Source organism: Streptomyces sp. NBC_00503 (assembly GCF_036346895.1).
Lineage (GTDB): Bacteria > Actinomycetota > Actinomycetes > Streptomycetales > Streptomycetaceae > Streptomyces.
In genome coordinates this window covers 6,538,999-6,555,252 of sequence record NZ_CP107855.1, presented here as the reverse complement: position 1 = coordinate 6,555,252, position 16,254 = coordinate 6,538,999, and the positions used below count along the sequence as shown (strand labels likewise).

Sequence of the window (16,254 nt, the reverse complement as noted above, 5' to 3'; positions counted from 1 at the left end):
GGCGGCCGGAGGCGGGGGTCACAACACTAGCGGCCGACCTTACGGCGTACGGAGTCCAGCAGGTCGGTGATCTCCGTCAGGCGCAGTGGCCGGGCAAGGAGGAGGACGACGAGGAGGATCGCCGCGGTTCCCGCGGCGACGCCCGCGAAGTTCCCGAACGGGTCGGCGGCGCGCGCCGCGGCGTACCCGGCGGCGCCCGCCGGTGCGCAGGCCGCCAGGAGCCGCAGGTGGGTCCGTACCGCGGTGCTGCGGCGTTCGGTACGGGTCCCCGTGCGCGGGCCGAGCCGCCGGGCGAGGACGTACGCGGTGACGGCGGCGCCCGCGGTGAAGGCCACCGAGCAGGCCGCGGCCATGCCCGTGACGGCCCAGCGCGGGGGCAGCAGGAAGTACGCGGCGGCCGAGAGCCCGGCGTTGAGGGCGGCGATCACCAGGTTGAGGAAGAAGGGGGTCCGGGTGTCGGACAGGGCGTAGAACCCGCGGGAGAGCACGTACTGCGCGGAGTAGGCGATCAGGCCGGGCGCGAAGGCCGCCAGCATGCCGGCCATGACGGCGACGTCGGCCGCGCCGGTGCGCCCGTACTCGAAGACGCTGCCGATCACCCAGGGCGCCAGCGCCGCGAAGACCGCGGCGGCCGGGACCACGAGGGCGGCGCTGGAGCGCAGCGCGTAGGAGACGTCCGCACGGACCCGGCCCAGGTCCCCGTCGGTGGCGGCGGCGCTCATGCGGGGCATGAGGGCGGTGACGAGGGAGACGGTGATGATGCCCTGCGGGACCATCCACAGCAGGTAGGCGTTGCTGTAGGCGGTGTACCCGGCGCCGCCCGCGAGCCCTGCCTCTACGGCGTGGCGGCCGGTGGCGGTGGAGAGCCGGGTCACGACCCAGTAGGCGAGCTGGTTGGTCAGGACGAGCATGACGAGCCAGCCCGCGTTGCGCAGCGGGCGGGTGAGGCCGCTGCCGCGCCAGTCGAAGCGGGGGCGCCAGCGGAAGCGGGCGGCGCGCAGCGAGGGGATCAGGCCGAGGGCCTGGATGACGATGCCGAGGGTGGTGCCGATGCCCAGCAGCCGGGTCTCGGCGGCGCTCAGGCCGTCGGCCGCATCGTGGGAGACGTAGAGGAAGAGCCCGAAGACGGCGATGACGACGAGGTTGTTGAGGACCGGGGTCCACATCATCGCGCCGAACCGGCCGCGGGCGTTGAGTACTTGTCCGAGCAGGGTGAACAGCCCGTAGAAGAGGATCTGCGGGAGGCAGTAGCGGGCCAGGGCCACGGTGGTGGACTCCTGGCTGCCGCTGTAGCCGGTGTACGCCGAGACGATCAGCGGGGCGGCGAGCACGGCGGCGGCGGTGAGGAACAGCAGCGCGGCCGTGCAGACGGTGAGCAGCCGGTCGGTGTAGGCGGCGCCGCCGTCCTCGTGCTCCTTGGCGGCGCGGACCAGCTCGGGGACGAACACCGCGTTGAGGGCGCCGCCGATGAGCAGGATGTAGAGGATGTTCGGGACCGTGTTGGCGACGGCGTAGCCGTCACCGAGCAGTCCGACGCCGAGCGCGGCGACGATCACGGCGGAGCGGACGAAGCCGGTGGCGCGGGAGACGATCGACCCGGCCGCCATGAGCGCGCCGCTGCGCAGCACCGAGGTCTTCCTCGGTGCCGCGCGGTCGGTGCCGGTCTGCGCCGCGGACGTGTCGGCCGCTCTGGTGTCTGCGAGGGTCACCGGCGGGCCATGTACGCCTGGAAGGCCTTGTAGAGGGCCGTGTTGGCGTATCCGTCCATGGAGGTCTCCCACTCGCCGAGGGTTTCGACGACCTGCCCGCCGGTGCCGAGCTTCCAGCGCAGCAGCCCGAAGGAGCGTTCGTCGGGGTCGAGGGTGGAGGGTACCCCGCGCATGTCGTATTCGTCCGCTCCGAGCCCGTGTGCGTCGCTCAGCATGCGCCACTGCAGGGCGTTGCTGGGGCGGACCTCTCGATGGTGGTCGGCGGAGGCGCCGGTCTGGTACCAGACCCTGCGGCCGGACACGATCATGGTGTGCGCGGCGAGGATCTCGCCCTGGTGAACGCCCAGGTAGAGCCGCATGCGGCCGGGGGATTCGGCGTTCAGGGCCTCGTACTGCTGCTGGTAGTACGCGAGCGAGCGGCCGAGCCTGAAGCCGTCGCGCTCCTCGGTGATGCGCAGCAGCCGGTAGAACTCGGGCAGGTCGCCGGCGGTGCCGATGACCGTCTCGACCCCGGCTTTCGTGGCCTTGCGCACATTGCGCCGCCACTCCTGGTTGAGGCCCGACCACAGGTCGTCGAGGGAGCGTCCGGCGAGCGGGACGCGGAAGACGTGGCGCGGCTGGGCGTCGCCGTCGTCCTCGCCGCCGCAGCGCTTCCAGCCGCGGGTGCGCAGCCGGTCGGCGAGCGCGGCGCCGACGGGGTCCACCTCGGTGGCGAGCACGTCGGATATCTGGCGTCCGGGACCGGTGCCGGCCTTGGCGGTGGCCGCGTCCCAGCGGCGGTAGGCGGGGGTGGGGCCGATGCGGACGGCGAACGCGCCGGCCGATTTGAGGTGGCCCATGAGGGGGGTCAGCCAGCGGTCGAGGTCCGGGTCCGCCCAGTCGGCGACGGGGCCTTCGGGGAGATAGGCGAAGTATTTCCGGGTGCCGGGGAATTGGCGGTAGAGAACCAGTGCCGCACCCTCGATTTCACCGTCGGGACAGTGCCATCCGACCCTTTCCGAGCGCCAAAGGTCCTTTACCCGGGCCCATGACGGGTACTGGAGAAAGCTGGCCCTGCCGTGCCGGGAAAGGAAGCTCAGGTATTCCGGTTCGGACAGGGAGCGCACGGTGAGCTCCCGTTCCCGGCTTCGGGGCTGGAGGTGCTGGGCGGGGGTAACGAGCAGTGCACACACGGCAGATCGGCCTTCCTGTACGTCCGGGGCAGGGGATGCACAGGACTCTCACAGCTGTCCATGACCGAAGTGCGCGGTGATTGTGACCGGACGATGACCGTATCGCTGCGGTCCATGTCACAAGCGGATTCCTGATCTTTTCCGCATCTCCTGCAACCTAGAGTCGTGACGTTCGCATCTTCATTTGCGAACGACCATCACTTCGGAGGGGTTTTCGTTGAGCCGCACACGCCGGGTCTTTCGGGTTCACAGTCGCCACGTCGCGGTGGCGGGTACCGCACTGCTGGCCGCCGCGCTGACCGCATGCGGCGGCGGCGCCGGGGCGGGTGGTGCGGCCAAGTCGGAGATCAAACAGAAGCCGGCCATGGCGGTGTCGGTGAACCTCACCGGCGACCAGGTCAAGGCGGGCGAGCCGGTGACCGTGACGATCGCGGACGGCAGGCTCGCCTCGGTGAAGGTGACGGACGCCAAGGGCGGGGAGCTGGCCGGGCAGATATCCGCCGACGGCAAGACCTGGAAGTCGGAGCGCAACGCCTCGGCGGGCGCGGAGTACAAGGTCGAGGCCCAGAACACCGACAGCCAGAGCGCGACGACGACGTTCAAGACCACGGCCGCCGACAAGGTCAACAAGGTCTCGATCAACATCGCCAAGGGCAGCACCGTGGGTGTGGGCATGCCGGTGTCGATCGTCTTCGACAACCCGGTGGCGAACAAGGCCGCGGTCGAGAAGGACCTGAAGGTCACCACCTCGAACAACACTGAGGGGTCCTGGGGCTGGATCAAGGACTACTCGGGCAAGGACCGGGTGGACTGGCGGCCCAAGGAGTACTGGAAGTCCGGCACCGACGTGAAGGTCGACATGCACCTGAACGGCGTCGACTCCGGCCCGGGCGGGGGCATGTTCGTGAAGGACTACAGCACCGAGTTCAAGATCGGCAAGGACCGCCGGATGAAGGTGGACCTCGACACGAGCAAGATGGCGGTCACCGAGGACGGCCAGACGGTGGACACCATCCCGATCTCCGCCGGCACTCCGGGCGGCCAGAAGGCCTCCTGGAGCGGGAAGATGGTGCTGATGCTGAAGGAGGGCACGATCCGGATGAACTCCGAGACCGTGGGCCTCGGCAACGCCTACGACAAGGACGTCGACTACTCGATCCGGCTGACCTGGTCGGGCATGTACGTGCACGCGGCACCGTGGAACACCGCCAACTTCGGCCGTGCCAACACCAGTTCCGGCTGTGTGGGCATGAGCGACGCCAACGCCAAGGCCTTCTTCGCGGCGGCCCAGGCCGGCGACCCCTTCGAGGTCGTCGGCGACGGCTCGAAGGGCAACGCGGACATCGGCAACGGCTACGGCGAGTGGAACCTGTCCTGGGAGCAGTGGCAGGCCAAGAGCAAGCTGGCGGGCGCCCCGCAGAACGGCTGACACGATTCAATCGTTACCGGCACGTAACTTACTCACGGGTTACTTCCGGTAAGCCCCTCCCGTTACCGTCGGGTCACTTTGATACCCGGCGCACGCGAGGAGCGATCGATGGTCCGCACGGTCCGCACCACCAGCACCGCTACTGCCATGGCAGTCGTCCTGGCCGCAGCCGCCCTGGGCCTGGCCCCCCATCAGGCCCAGGCGGCTCCCGCCGTCACGACCTCCGCCGTCTCGGAGACCACGTCACAGCTCCGGTTCTACGACATCCCCGGCTCCGGCGGCATCACCCTCAAGGGCAACGTCTTCACCCCGGCCGGCGCCGGGGCGGGCGCGAAGTACCCGCTGATCGTCCTGCCCACCAGCTGGGGCCTGCCGCAGATCGAATACATCGCACAGGCCAAGCAGCTCGCCGACTCCGGCTACGTGGTGGTCAGTTACACCTCCCGCGGCTTCTGGCTCTCGGGCGGCGAGATCGAGACCGCCGGCCCGGCGGACACCGCCGACGTCTCCGCCGTCATCGACTGGGCGCTCGCCAACACCCCCGCCGACGCCGCGCACATCGGCCTGGGCGGGGTCTCGTACGGTGCCGGCATCAGCCTGCTCGCCTCCGCGCGCGACCCGCGCGTCAAGGCCGTGGTCGCGCTCAGCGGCTGGGCCGACCTCATCGAGTCCATCTACGGGAACCGCACCCAGCACCTCCAGGCCGCCGCCCTGCTCGGCGGCGCCGGTTTCCTCACCGGCCGTCCGGGCCCCGAACTGCAGCAGATCCTCGGCGACTTCCTCGGGTCCCATCTGGACAAGGAACCGCAGATGATCGAGTGGGGCAAGCAGCGCTCGGCCTCCGAGCAGGTGGACCGGATCAACGCCAACGGCGCTGCGATCATGCTCGGCAACGCCTGGGGCGACACCATCTTCACGCCCAACCAGTACGCCAAGTTCTTCGAGAAGCTGACCGGCCCCAAGCGCCTGGAGTTCCGTCCGGGCGACCACGCCACCGCCGAGGCCACCGGCCTGTTCGGACTGCCCAACGACACCTGGACCAACGCCCACAGATGGTTCGACCGCTACCTCAAGGGCGAGCTCAACGGCGTGGACACCGAGGCTCCGGTGCAGATCAAGCCCCGCAGCGACGGCGGCTACGAGGGCTACGCCGACTGGAAGTCGGTCGGCTCCGGCGGCTCCGAGAAGCTGATGCTCTCCGACAGCGAGCACCTCTTCGCCAACGTCGACTCCGGCGCCGACGGCGGGATCGTCATGCTGTCCAGCCTGCTCGACCAGATCGCCCAGGCGCCCCCGGTCGTCTCCGTCCCGCTGCTCCCCCGCGCCTTCGCCGCCGTCTGGCAGTCCCCGCGCTACGCCGAGGACCGCCGGGTACGCGGCACGGTGAAGGTGCACACCACCGTCACGCCCACGAAGTCCGACGGCACCTTCGTGGCGTACCTCTACGACGTCGGCCCGCTCGGCATCGGCAAGCTGATCAGCAACGCCCCGTACACCTTCCACGGCAAGCCGGCCGGCCAGTCCTTCGGGGTGGATCTGGAGCTCTTCTCCACCGCCTACGACGTCCCGGCCGGACACCGGCTCGCGGTCGTCGTCGACACCGTCGACCCGCTGTACATCGAGCACAACCCGACCGGCGCGCAGCTGACCTTCTCCTCGCCGCGCACCGATCCCTCGTACGTCTCGGTGCCGCTGCGCGAGCAGTGATCCGCGGCTGCTGCCGGGCCGGGTGTGGCTCTCGGGGGCCGGCCCCCTTCGGGTCAGATCCGGCCCGGCAGCACCGTTCCCGGCCCTGCCGCCTCGATGTCGACGTCGACCGCCTTCGTCTTGGGGCTGCGCCGCTCGCGCCGGGCCACCCAGGTGGCGAACCAGGAGAGCAGCATGCACATCCCGATGTAGATCGGCGAGATGATCATCACCACGGGGATGAACGGCAGGTCGTAGTCGAGGTTGGAGGCGATCAGCTTGCCCGCGTGCAGGAACTCCTCGTAGGTGATCAGGTAGCCGAGCGAGGTGTCCTTCAGGGCCACCACCAGCTGGCTGATGATCGTGGGCAGCATCGCCCGGACCCCCTGCGGGGCCAGCACGTAGGTCATCACCTGGGTCTTGCGCATGCCCAGGGCGTACGCGGCCTCGCGCTGGCCCTTCTCGACCGAGTTGATCCCGGTGCGGAAGACCTCGGCCAGCACCGAGCCGTTGTACAGGGTCAGTCCGGCCACCAGCGCGGGCAGCGGCTGGACCTTGAGCGCGACGAAGATGAAGAAGATCATCACCAGCACCGGCATGGCCCGGAAGAACTCCACGCACAGCGTCGACAGCCAGCGCACCGGCCGGTGGGCCGAGAGCCGGCCGGTGGCGAGCACCGCGCCGAGGACGAGCGAGAGCACCGAGGCGTAGGCGAAGGCCTTGAGGGTGTTCCAGAGCCCCTTGAGCAGCAGTTCCTGGATGCCCTTGTACTCGAAGGGGGTCCACTTGGCGGCCGTGAACTGCTCGGTGTCGAAGAGCAGGTAGAGCAGCCAGCCGATCAGGCCGAGGATGACCGCCGTCGAGGCGATCCCGTAGAAGAAGTGGCGGCGCCGGGCGCGCGGGCCGGGCAGGTCGTAGAGGGCGGTGGACTCCAGGTCCCCGTGGAGCGCGTGCGCGGTCATCGGGCGACTCCGTAGCGCTTCTCCAGCGCGTTGAAGAGCGCGCTGATGGACAGGGTGATGATCAGGTAGCCCACGGCGATCCAGACGAAGGTCCAGATGATGCTGTAGCCCAGCTCGTTGAGGGTCTTGTACGTGCCCAGGAGCTCGGTGACGCTGAAGGCGCCGGCGATCGCCGAGTTCTTGGCGAGCGCGATCAGCGTGGAGCCGATGGGCGGGATGACGGAGCGGAAGGCCTGCGGGAGCACGACGGTGCCCAGGGTCTGCCCGAAGGACATGCCCAGGCTCCGGGCCGCCTCGCCCTGGCCCTTGGGCACGGTGTTGATGCCGGAGCGCAGGGCTTCGCAGATGAAGGCGGAGGTGTAGCAGCCCAGTGCGAGGACGGCGAAGAGCTGGAAGGGCAGGACCAGGCCGAAGCGCGGCAGGCCGAGCAGGACGGCGAAGAAGAGCAGGGTGAGCGGGGTGTTGCGCAGGAGGGTCACCCAGACGGTGCCGAAGACCCGGAAGGAGCCGACGGGGGCGACGCGGAAAGAGGCCATCAGGAAGCCGAGGACCAGGGCGACGAGCGAGGCGTAGACCGTGAGCTCGACGGTGCCGAGGAAGCCCTTCCCGTAGAGCGCGAAGTTGTCGGTGAGTACCTTCATGGCGGTGTGCTCTCCCCTCAGCTCGCCGGGTAGCGGTCGATGGCGGGCGGCTTCGGTGCGGGCTTGCCGGACAGGCCGAGGGTGGCCTCGAAGGCCTTCTTCCAGTTCCCGTTCTTCTCGTTCTCGGCGAGGGCGTCGTCGAGGGCGAAGCGCAGGGCGTTGTCGGAGCGCGGGACCCCGATGCCGTAGGGCTCCTCGGAGAAGGGCTTGCCGACCACCTTGAGCTCCTCGGGGACCTTGGCCGCGTAGCCGAGGAGGATGGAGTCGTCGGTGGAGACGGCGTCGACCTGGAAGGTCAGCAGGTTGTCCACGCAGACCGAGTAGGTGTCGTAGGCGACGAGGACGGCGCGCGGGAACTCCCGCTGGAGCCGCTGGTAGGGGGTGGAGCCGGCGGCCGAGCAGACCTTCTTGCCCGCGAGGTCCTCGGGGCCCTTGATCTGCGTCTCCCCCTTGCGCACGAGCAGCGACTGGCCGGCCAGGAAGTAGGGGCCGGCGAAGCCGACCTGCTTCTTGCGGTTGTCGTTGATCGTGTAGGTGCCGACGTAGTAGTCGATCTGGCCGTTCTGCAGGGCCGTCTCGCGGTTGGCGGAGGCGATGGTCTTGAACTCCACCGTCTTGGGGTCGAAGCCGAGCGAGGCGGACATCATCTTGGCGATCTCGATGTCGAACCCGGAGTAGCTGCCGCTCGAGGGGTCCTTCTCCCCCATGTACGGCTGGTCCTCCTTGGCGCCGACCACGAGGTGGCCGCGCCGCTTGGCCTTCTCCCAGGTCGGGGAGTCCGGCAGCTGGAAGCCGGTCGCGACCTGGTAGACGGGCAGGTCCTCGGGCTGCGGCCCCTTGACCGGCGGGCTGCCGGACTTGCCGCAGCCGGCGACGGCTCCCAGGAGCGCGAGGGTCAGGAGCAGGGCGCGGATACGGGTACGCGTACTGGTGCGGGCGCCGGCGGACGTGCCGGGCTTGTCCGTGTGGTTCACCGGGCCGCCCTCAGTGCTTGAGGATCTTGGAGAGGAAGTCCTTGGCCCGGTCGCTCTCGGGGGCGGTGAAGAAGGCCTCCGGGGTCCGGTCCTCGATGATCTTCCCGTCGGCCATGAACACGACGCGGTTGGCGGCGGAGCGGGCGAAGCCCATCTCGTGGGTGACCACGACCATGGTCATGCCCTCGGCGGCGAGCTGCTGCATGACCTCCAGCACCTCGTTGATCATCTCCGGGTCGAGCGCGGAGGTGGGCTCGTCGAAAAGCAGGGCCTTGGGGTTCATGGCGAGCGCACGGGCGATGGCCACGCGCTGCTGCTGGCCGCCGGAGAGCTGGGCGGGGAACTTCTCGGCCTGGTTCGCCAGGCCCACCCGGTCCAGCAGCTCCCGGGAGCGCTTGTCGGCCTCGTCCCGCTTGCGCTTCCTGACCTTGATCTGGGCGAGGGAGACGTTGGCGAGGACGGTCTTGTGCGCGAAGAGGTTGAAGGACTGGAAGACCATCCCGACGTCCGCACGCAGTGCGGCGAGCTCCTTGCCCTCGGCGGGCAGCGGCTTGCCGTCGAGCATGATCGTGCCCGATTCGATGGTCTCCAGCCGGTTGACCGCCCGGCACAGCGTCGACTTCCCGGAGCCGGAGGGGCCGATGACCACCACCACCTCCCCGCGGCCGACGGTGAGGTTGATGTCCTGGAGGACGTGCAACTTCCCGTAGTACTTGTTGACGTCCCGCAGCTCGATCAACGGATCGACGGCCATACGCTGCCCTGCCCACTTGTCGGTGTGTCGAGGTCAGCGCAAACTATCCAGCCGCGGAAGGGCACTTCGCCTCGACACGCCTAAAAGCCGCATAAAGGGATCCGAGCTCAGCCTTCCGAGGCTTCGGCGTACGCCTGGCTGAGCTCGGGGGAACCGGTCATCGCCCAGGAGACCCCCGACTCGACCACGTTCAGCTCGCGGCCCGAGGCCAGCCGGATCATCGGCTGGCCGTTGGGCCACACCTGCCAGCCGGCGCCCGGGATGGTCCGGATGATCACGGTCCCGAGGTAGAAGCCCGCGTCGTTGCCGAGCCACGGGGTGATCTCCGGATCCCGGCGCCAGCGGGGCATCAGCTGGTCGAGCTCCTCCAACGAGCGCGGGCTCTCGTCGAGTTCGAGCCCGGCCGACCGCGCGTGGGCGCGCAGCATCTCGCATTCCGCGAACAACTCGTTGATGCCCTCGGGGTCGTCCGCGAGGGCGGCGGCGAGTCCAGCGCCCTGATCCGTTTCGTGCCGGTTCAGCCAGTTGGCCAGGAAAGGGATGTTCATGCACCCAGCCTTGCACCCGGATCCCCGGCGGGCGACAGGACGCGCCTGTTCTGGAACAGACGGGCTAAACCTCCAGGTCCACGACGACCGGCGCGTGGTCGGAGGCACCCTTGCCCTTGCGCTCCTCACGGTCCACGTAGGAGTCCGTGACGGCCTTGGTGAACGCCGCGTTCCCGTAGACCAGGTCGATGCGCATTCCCTTGTTCTTCGGGAAGGCGAGCATCCGGTAGTCCCAGAAGGTGTACGGCCGGTCGTACTTGAGCGGGCGCGGGAAGACGTCGGAGAGCCCCAGGGCCCGCAGCTGCTCCAGCGCCGCCCGCTCGGCCGGGGTGACGTGGGTGGCGCCCTCGAAGACGGACGGGTCGTAGACGTCCTCGTCGGTCGGGGCCACGTTGAAGTCGCCGAGCACCGCGAACGGGCGCTCCCCCGCCGCGTCTTCCGTGACGGCGGCGGTCAGCGCGCGGAACCAGTCCAGCTTGTAGCCGTAGTGGTCGTGCTCGACCTCGCGCCCGTTGGGCACGTACACCGACCAGACGCGGACCCCGCCGCAGGTGGCGGAGATGGCGCGGGGCTCCTGGGCCCCCTCGTACTCGGGCCCGCCGGGCAGGCCGACGACCACGTCCTCCAAGCCCACCTTGGAGAGCAGTGCCACCCCGTTCCACCTGCCGGTGGCGTTGACGGCCGACTCGTAGCCCAGCTCGCGCAGCTCCTCGTACGGGAACTGCTCCTCGGAGCACTTGGTCTCCTGAATGCACAGGACATCGGTGCCGGAGCTCTCCAGCCAGGCCAGCAGGCGCGGCAGCCGGGCGGTGATCGAGTTGACGTTGAACGTGGCGATACGCATGCCCGACAACTTACCGCCCGGCACCGACAGTCACAGGTCCGCGCTGTCCCCGGCGGTGAGTCGGCCGTACGGGGCGCCGCCGAGGTTCCCGATCTGGGTGGCGTAGATCGGCAGCACCACGTCGGTCAGACCCACGTCGTGGATGGCGAAGGCCTGGTTCGGCTTGACCTCGCGGACGTAGTCGATCACCTCGGCGATCTTGTTCCAGGGCGCGTGCACCGGGAGCATCAGGGTCTCGACGGCGGCCCCGGGCACGGTCAGCGCGTCCCCCGGGTGGAAGAGGGAAGCGTCCACCAGGTAGCCGACATTGGTGATCCGCGGGATGTCCGGATGGATCACGGCGTGCAGCTCGCCGTGGACCTGCACGTCGAATCCCGCCGCGGTGAAGGTGTCCCCGTGACCCACGGTGTGCACGCGTCCCGGGTAGGCGGGGGCCAGCTTCTCGGCGACGCTGCGCAGGGTCCACAGCTGTGCGGCCGGATTCGCGTCGAGGGCCGCCCGCAGCCGGCCCTCCTCGAAGTGGTCGGGGTGCTCGTGAGTGACGAGCAGCGCGTCGGCCCCGAGGCCGGCGTCCGGTTCGCTGAAGGTGCCCGGGTCGATGACGAGGGTGCGCCCGTCCTTCTCCAGCTGGACGCAGGAGTGCAGCCGCTTGGTGAGTTTCATGATCCGAGGCTAGGCCTACGGCACCGCAGTGGAGACCACGTACACCCTGGGGATGTTCGGCTCGGTGAGGTCCACGGTGATGTCCCGGGTCGGCCGGGGTTCCGCGGCGTCGAGGGTGACCCCGGACCAGGACTTCGCCGGGCTCCACACCCAGCCCGCGATCTCGGCGTCCTCCGGGGAGATCGAGGGCCCCGGGGTCAGCGCCGCGCGGCTGGTGCCGCAGTCGGCCAGGAAGACGTCGAGCTGATCCGGGGTGACGGCGAACTGGACGTACAGGCGGCTGGTGTGCCAGTTGTTGGTCTCCAGGTACCCGACCCGCCAGGCGTTCGGCGGGATCGGGACCTCGTAGATGCTGCGCTGCACCTGGGAGGGCCAGGCCGTGCGCACCTTGACGGCGCCGACCTTGGCCGCCTTGTCGCGGCCGCTCTCGCGGCTCTGCTGCGCGGAGACGGCGAGGTAGCCGGCCGGGACCCCGACCAGCAGCAGGATGATGATCGCGGTGATCCAGCGGCGCCGCACCACGTGCTTGCGGTCCTCGGCGGGCAGCCTCGCGGGGCCCTGGTCCGGGGACTGGGCCTGGTGGGGCAGGGTCGGCGGAGTCACGGCTTTCCCTGCTCTTCGGGGCCGTCGGCGTCGCGCCGGCCGAACTGCGCGTAGCGCTCGTACCGCTCGACGCGCCGGCGCGTGGCGCGGCGGAAGCGCCGGGCGACCAGCCGGGCGAGGTCGGCCGCACCGACCATGCCGGCCTCGGGGCCGAGCTGGGCCTTGGCGATCCGGGCCTCGGGGCGGTAGCCGCGGCCGGTGAGGTGGCGGCGGAAGGCGTCGCGGGCGGGGCCGATCAGCAGGTCGTCGGCGGCGCTGACGCCGCCGCCGATGACGAAGCAGGAGGGGTCGAGGGCGGCGGCGAGGTTGGCGATGCCCACGCCGAGCCACTGGCCGATGTCCTGGAGGAGTTCGATGCACATGGCATCGCCTTCGCGGGCCAGCTCGGTGATGAGCGGTCCGGTGATCTCGTGGACGTTGCCGCCGACCCTGGCGATGATGTTGTACGCGACCGGGGAGTCGGCCGCGGCCAGCTCGCGGGCCTCGCGGACCAGGGCGTTGCCGGAGCTGTACTGCTCCCAGCAGCCGCGGTTGCCGCAGGGGCAGCGGTGGCCGCCGGGGACGACCTGCATGTGCCCGAATTCGCCGGCCACGCCGTAGCGGCCGCGCTTGACCTGGCCGCCTTCGAGGATGGCCCCGCCGATGCCGGTGCCCAGCGTGATCATGACCAGGTGGTCCTCGCCGCGGCCCGCGCCGAAGCGCCATTCGGCCCAGGCGGCGGTGTTGGCATCGTTGTCCACCATGACCGGGACCGCGAGCCGGGACTGGAGGGCGTCGCGCAGCGGCTCGTCGCGCCAGGCCAGGTGCGGGGCGAAGAGCACGCGGGAGCGGTCGGCGTCGACCCAGCCGGCCGCGCCGATGCCCACCGCGTGCACGTCGTGCCGGTCGGAGAGGTCCAGGACCAGCTCGACGATGGTGTCCTCGACCACCTTGGCGCTCTTGGACTTGTCGGGGGTCTCGGCCCGGATCTTCTCCAGGATGATCCCGTCGGCGTCGACCACACCGGCCATCACCTTGGTGCCGCCGATGTCGATGCCGACGGTCGGGACGCGCGGTGCGGTCAGGTGCGACCTGCGCTCACGGGTTCCGATGGTCCGCAGGACGGTGCCTCGCGCCGCCCCCCGGTGGGCGAGCGTGAAGTCCCGGTACGTGCTCATCGACTCGTGTCGTCCCTCAGGATGCGGTGGTGCCGGTGGTGCCCTTGGTGGGGCCGGATGCGTTGTCAGGTCCTGATTCTGCCACTCGCTCCAGTTCGTGGCTCAGTTCGTCCAGCTCGGAGCCGCCCGCCATCTGCCGGGTGAGCTCGTCCAGGCTGATCGAGTCGCGAGTATGGCTGCCCGCCATGGTGCCGCGCTTGAGCAGCACGAACCGGTTCCCGACCAGGTAGGCGTGGTGCGGGTTGTGGGTGATCAGGACCACGCCGAGACCCGCGTCGCGGGCGGCGGCGACGTACTTGAGGACCACGCCGGACTGTTTGACGCCGAGGGCCGCGGTGGGCTCGTCGAGTACGAGGACCTTCGCGCCGAAGTGGACGGCGCGGGCGATGGCCACGCACTGGCGTTCGCCGCCGGACAGGGTGCCGATGGGCTGGTCCACGTCGCGCAGGTCGATGCCCATGCGCAGCAGTTCGGCGCGGGTGGTCTCGCGCATGAGCTCCACGTCGAGGCGGCGGAAGGGGCCGCGGCCCCTGGTGGGCTCGGAGCCGAGGAAGAAGTTCCGCCAGACGGGCATCAGCGGGACCACGGCGAGGTCCTGGTAGACGGTGGCGATGCCGTGGTCGAGGGCGGCGCGCGGGTTGGCGAGCACGGTCTCCTCGCCCTCGATCTCGAAGGTGCCGGCGTCGTGCCGGTGCAGCCCCGCGATGATCTTGATGAGGGTGGACTTGCCGGCGCCGTTGTCCCCGAGGACACACGTGATCTCGCCCGCCGAGACCTCCAGGGAGACGCCCTGGAGGGCGCGGATGTTGCCGTAGTACTTGCTGACGTCGGTCAGCTTCACCAGGGCGGGCACGTCGGCCGGGGATGCTTTCCCGGTCTCGTTCGTCGTCATTTCGCCTCCGCCCGCTTGCGGACCCATGCGTTGAGCAGCGTGGCCAGCAGCAGCATCGCGCCGAGGAAGAACTTGAACCAGTCCGGGTTCCACTGCGCGTACACGATGCCGTTGCTGGTCATGCCGAAGATGAAGGCGCCCACGGCGGAGCCGATGGCCGAGCCGTAGCCGCCGGTCATCAGGCACCCGCCGATGACGGCCGCGATGATGTACAGGAACTCGTTGCCGACGCCTTCGCCCGACTGGACGACGTCGAACGAGAAGAGGATGTGCTGCCCGGAGATCCAGGCGCACAGGGCGACGCCCATGTACAGGCCGATACGGGTCTTCACGACCGGGACGCCGGTGGCACGGGCGGCGTCCGCCCCGCCGCCGACGGCGAAGATCCAGTTCCCGGCGCGGGTGCGCAGCAGGATCCAGGTGGCCACGGCGACCAGGACCAGCCACCACAGGATGGTGACCTTGAGGGTGACCGAGCCGAAGGTCCACTGCGAGGCGAAGAGGGCTCGGGCGGAGTCGAAGCCCTCCATGTCGGCGATGGTCTTGGTGGAGACCGAGCCGCTGATCAGCTTGGTGAAGCCGAGGTTCAGGCCGGTCAGCATCAGGAAGGTGCCGAGCGTGATGATGAAGCTCGGGAGTTTCGTACGGGTCAGCATGAACCCGTTGAAGAAACCGATCGCCAGGGTGACCAGGAGCGACACGAGGACGCCGGCCCAGACGTTGGCGGTCATCTGGTAGCTGAACATCGAGCTGAACAGCGCCGAGGTGGTGACCATGACACCGGCGGACAGGTCGAACTCCCCGCCGATCATGAGCAGGGCCACCGGGACGGCCATGATGCCGATGGTGGAGGCCGAGTACAGGACCGTGCTCAGGCTGGAGGCCCGCAGGAAGCTGTCGGCGGCGAAGGAGAAGAAGACGAAGACGGCGGCCGCGCCCACGACCGCGCCGAGCTCGGGCCGGCCGAGCAGCTTGCGGACCAGGGAGGTCGGGGCGAGCCGCTCGTCGACGGAGGTGGCCGTGCTCATCGGCTCCCCCGCTTGATGAACTCCTCCAGCTTGGCGGCCTCGGCCGCGGTGACGATCTGCGGACCGGTCAGGACCGGGCGGCCGCCGCCGAGCACGTCGGCGTTGTACCGGTTGAGCCAGAGCAGGTCGACGGCCTCGTACCCCTGGAGGTAGGGCTGCTGGTCGACGGCGAAGCCGAGGGCGCCGGACTTCAGGTCGCGGGCCACGGAGGCGTTCAGGTCGAAGGTGTCCACCTCGGCCTTGCTGCCCGCCGACTCCTTCGCCTTGACGGCGGTGGGGGCGAAGGGCGCGCCGAGGGTGACGATCGCGTCGATGTCCGGGTCGGCCTGGAGCTTGGCCTGGAGGGAGGCCTGGACGGAGGGCATGTTGGTGCCCTCCACGTACAGGTTCTCCATAATCCCGCCGAACGTCTTCTTGGCCCCGGCGCAGCGCTGCTCGTGGCCCACGTTGCCCTGCTCGTGCAGGACGCAGACGGCCTTCTTCCTGCCGCGCTTGGTCAGCTCGGTGCCGACCGCCTCTCCGGCGATCTCCTCGTCCTGGCCGATGTGGGTCAGGGCCCCGTACTCGGCCGACTGGGCGGATCCGGAGTTGACCGTGATCACCGGGATGCCGGCCTTGACGGCCTTGGCCAGGACGTCCTTGAGGGCCTCGGGTTTGGCCAGCGAGACGATCAGCCCGTCGACCTTCTGGTCGATGGCGTTCTGGACGAACTGCGCCTGCTGCTGTGCCTGGTCGTCGTGGGCGTAGACGAAGTTGATGTTGTCCTTCGCCGCGGCCTCCTTGGCGCCCTTCTGCACGATGTCCCAGAAGGTGTCGCCGTCGCCCGCGTGGGTGACCATCGCGAAGGTCCAGCGCGGGGTGGACACCGCGGGCCTGCCCGCCGCCTCGGCCTTCGCACGATCCTCGGCGCGCTTGCCGCCCGTACTGCTGCAGCCCACGAGGGAGGCGCCCAGTACCGCCGCGAGCACCGCGCCCACGACGCGCACCCCTGTCCGAACCCTAGCCACGTCTGCCGCGCCTTTCCCTCGTCCTGCCGCCGCTGCCCCGCCGCGCTTGCCACAGCGTTCGTGTCCGCAGCGTTCATGTCTGGAGCGGTCATGTCTTTCGAGCCGCAGCCGCCCAGTATCCGTCACAGTGCACCATGCAAGGTCATCGGGGGCATCGCGGACCCTTCGGGACGCAGCCGGGCAGA

At 69.7% G+C, this 16,254-nt stretch carries 16 protein-coding genes; 2 read left to right on the top strand and 14 right to left on the bottom strand.

Annotated elements, in window-relative coordinates; genetic code table 11:
• Positions 1–26: 26 nt before the first annotated feature.
• Both murJ and OG490_RS29925 read right to left on the bottom strand, forming a co-directional pair.
• Positions 27–1,709, bottom strand: a complete 1,683-nt coding sequence (gene murJ / locus OG490_RS29930; RefSeq protein WP_443065894.1) for a murein biosynthesis integral membrane protein MurJ — start codon at positions 1,707–1,709, stop codon at positions 27–29.
• On the bottom strand, positions 1,706–2,881 hold the full coding sequence (locus tag OG490_RS29925; protein ID WP_443065893.1) for a lipid II:glycine glycyltransferase FemX: 1,176 nt from the start codon (positions 2,879–2,881) through the stop codon (positions 1,706–1,708). The genes murJ and OG490_RS29925 overlap by 4 nt, the downstream gene beginning before the upstream one ends.
• Positions 2,882–3,146: 265 nt before the next feature.
• Between OG490_RS29925 and OG490_RS29920 the strand changes: the two genes are divergently transcribed.
• Together OG490_RS29920 and OG490_RS29915 are read left to right on the top strand one after the other, a co-directional pair.
• Positions 3,147–4,310, top strand: coding sequence for a L,D-transpeptidase (locus OG490_RS29920; RefSeq protein WP_330299377.1), 1,164 nt, complete (start codon positions 3,147–3,149; stop codon positions 4,308–4,310).
• Between the two features lie 108 nt (positions 4,311–4,418).
• Complete coding sequence (locus OG490_RS29915) at positions 4,419–6,017, top strand: alpha/beta fold hydrolase (RefSeq protein WP_330299376.1); 1,599 nt, start codon at positions 4,419–4,421, stop codon at positions 6,015–6,017.
• 53 nt (positions 6,018–6,070) lie between these two features.
• On the opposite strand, the gene OG490_RS29910 is transcribed toward OG490_RS29915, so the two are convergent.
• From OG490_RS29910 to OG490_RS29855, 12 genes are all read right to left on the bottom strand, one after another.
• A complete protein-coding gene (locus OG490_RS29910) occupies positions 6,071–6,958 on the bottom strand; it encodes an amino acid ABC transporter permease (RefSeq protein WP_330299375.1) in 888 nt (295 codons plus the stop codon).
• Complete coding sequence (locus tag OG490_RS29905; protein ID WP_330299374.1) at positions 6,955–7,599, bottom strand: amino acid ABC transporter permease; 645 nt, start codon at positions 7,597–7,599, stop codon at positions 6,955–6,957. Before OG490_RS29905 ends, OG490_RS29910 begins: the two co-directional genes overlap by 4 nt.
• A 17-nt stretch (positions 7,600–7,616) precedes the next feature.
• Complete coding sequence (locus OG490_RS29900) at positions 7,617–8,513, bottom strand: glutamate ABC transporter substrate-binding protein (protein ID WP_330301124.1); 897 nt, start codon at positions 8,511–8,513, stop codon at positions 7,617–7,619.
• Between the two features lie 70 nt (positions 8,514–8,583).
• Entirely contained in the window at positions 8,584–9,327 is a 744-nt protein-coding gene (locus OG490_RS29895) for an amino acid ABC transporter ATP-binding protein (RefSeq protein WP_330299373.1), read from the bottom strand.
• Between the two features lie 107 nt (positions 9,328–9,434).
• Entirely contained in the window at positions 9,435–9,875 is a 441-nt protein-coding gene (locus tag OG490_RS29890) for a DUF6278 family protein (RefSeq protein WP_330299372.1), read from the bottom strand.
• A gap of 64 nt (positions 9,876–9,939) precedes the next feature.
• Positions 9,940–10,719: an exodeoxyribonuclease III gene (locus OG490_RS29885; RefSeq protein WP_330299371.1), complete on the bottom strand. Its 780-nt coding sequence runs from the start codon at positions 10,717–10,719 to the stop codon at positions 9,940–9,942.
• Between the two features lie 30 nt (positions 10,720–10,749).
• Complete coding sequence (locus tag OG490_RS29880; RefSeq protein ID WP_330299370.1) at positions 10,750–11,382, bottom strand: MBL fold metallo-hydrolase; 633 nt, start codon at positions 11,380–11,382, stop codon at positions 10,750–10,752.
• Positions 11,383–11,397: 15 nt separating this feature from the next.
• Positions 11,398–11,985, bottom strand: a complete 588-nt coding sequence (locus OG490_RS29875; protein WP_330299369.1) for a hypothetical protein — start codon at positions 11,983–11,985, stop codon at positions 11,398–11,400.
• Positions 11,982–13,142 (bottom strand): ROK family glucokinase, encoded by a 1,161-nt coding sequence (locus OG490_RS29870; RefSeq protein WP_330299368.1) that lies wholly within the window; start codon positions 13,140–13,142, stop codon positions 11,982–11,984. The genes OG490_RS29875 and OG490_RS29870 overlap by 4 nt, the downstream gene beginning before the upstream one ends.
• Before the next feature lie 16 nt (positions 13,143–13,158).
• Entirely contained in the window at positions 13,159–14,034 is an 876-nt protein-coding gene (locus OG490_RS29865) for an ATP-binding cassette domain-containing protein (RefSeq protein ID WP_330299367.1), read from the bottom strand.
• Positions 14,031–15,062: an ABC transporter permease gene (locus OG490_RS29860; RefSeq protein WP_330299366.1), complete on the bottom strand. Its 1,032-nt coding sequence runs from the start codon at positions 15,060–15,062 to the stop codon at positions 14,031–14,033. The genes OG490_RS29865 and OG490_RS29860 overlap by 4 nt, the downstream gene beginning before the upstream one ends.
• Positions 15,059–16,069, bottom strand: coding sequence for a sugar ABC transporter substrate-binding protein (locus OG490_RS29855; RefSeq protein ID WP_330299365.1), 1,011 nt, complete (start codon positions 16,067–16,069; stop codon positions 15,059–15,061). The genes OG490_RS29860 and OG490_RS29855 overlap by 4 nt, the downstream gene beginning before the upstream one ends.
• Between the last annotated feature and the right edge of the window lie 185 nt (positions 16,070–16,254).

Bases quoted from the DNA above. Each gene is read 5' to 3' on its own strand.
- OG490_RS29905 (WP_330299374.1), bottom strand. From the start codon at position 7,599: ATGAAGGTACTCACCGACAACTTCGCGCTCTACGGGAAGGGCTTCCTC.
- OG490_RS29880 (WP_330299370.1), bottom strand. From the start codon at position 11,382: ATGAAACTCACCAAGCGGCTGCACTCCTGCGTCCAGCTGGAGAAGGAC.
- OG490_RS29865 (WP_330299367.1), bottom strand. From the start codon at position 14,034: ATGACGACGAACGAGACCGGGAAAGCATCCCCGGCCGACGTGCCCGCC.
- OG490_RS29890 (WP_330299372.1), bottom strand. From the start codon at position 9,875: ATGAACATCCCTTTCCTGGCCAACTGGCTGAACCGGCACGAAACGGAT.
- OG490_RS29870 (WP_330299368.1), bottom strand. From the start codon at position 13,142: ATGAGCACGTACCGGGACTTCACGCTCGCCCACCGGGGGGCGGCGCGA.
- OG490_RS29860 (WP_330299366.1), bottom strand. From the start codon at position 15,062: ATGAGCACGGCCACCTCCGTCGACGAGCGGCTCGCCCCGACCTCCCTG.
- OG490_RS29885 (WP_330299371.1), bottom strand. From the start codon at position 10,719: ATGCGTATCGCCACGTTCAACGTCAACTCGATCACCGCCCGGCTGCCG.
- OG490_RS29910 (WP_330299375.1), bottom strand. From the start codon at position 6,958: ATGACCGCGCACGCGCTCCACGGGGACCTGGAGTCCACCGCCCTCTAC.
- OG490_RS29915 (WP_330299376.1), top strand. From the start codon at position 4,419: ATGGTCCGCACGGTCCGCACCACCAGCACCGCTACTGCCATGGCAGTC.
- OG490_RS29895 (WP_330299373.1), bottom strand. From the start codon at position 9,327: ATGGCCGTCGATCCGTTGATCGAGCTGCGGGACGTCAACAAGTACTAC.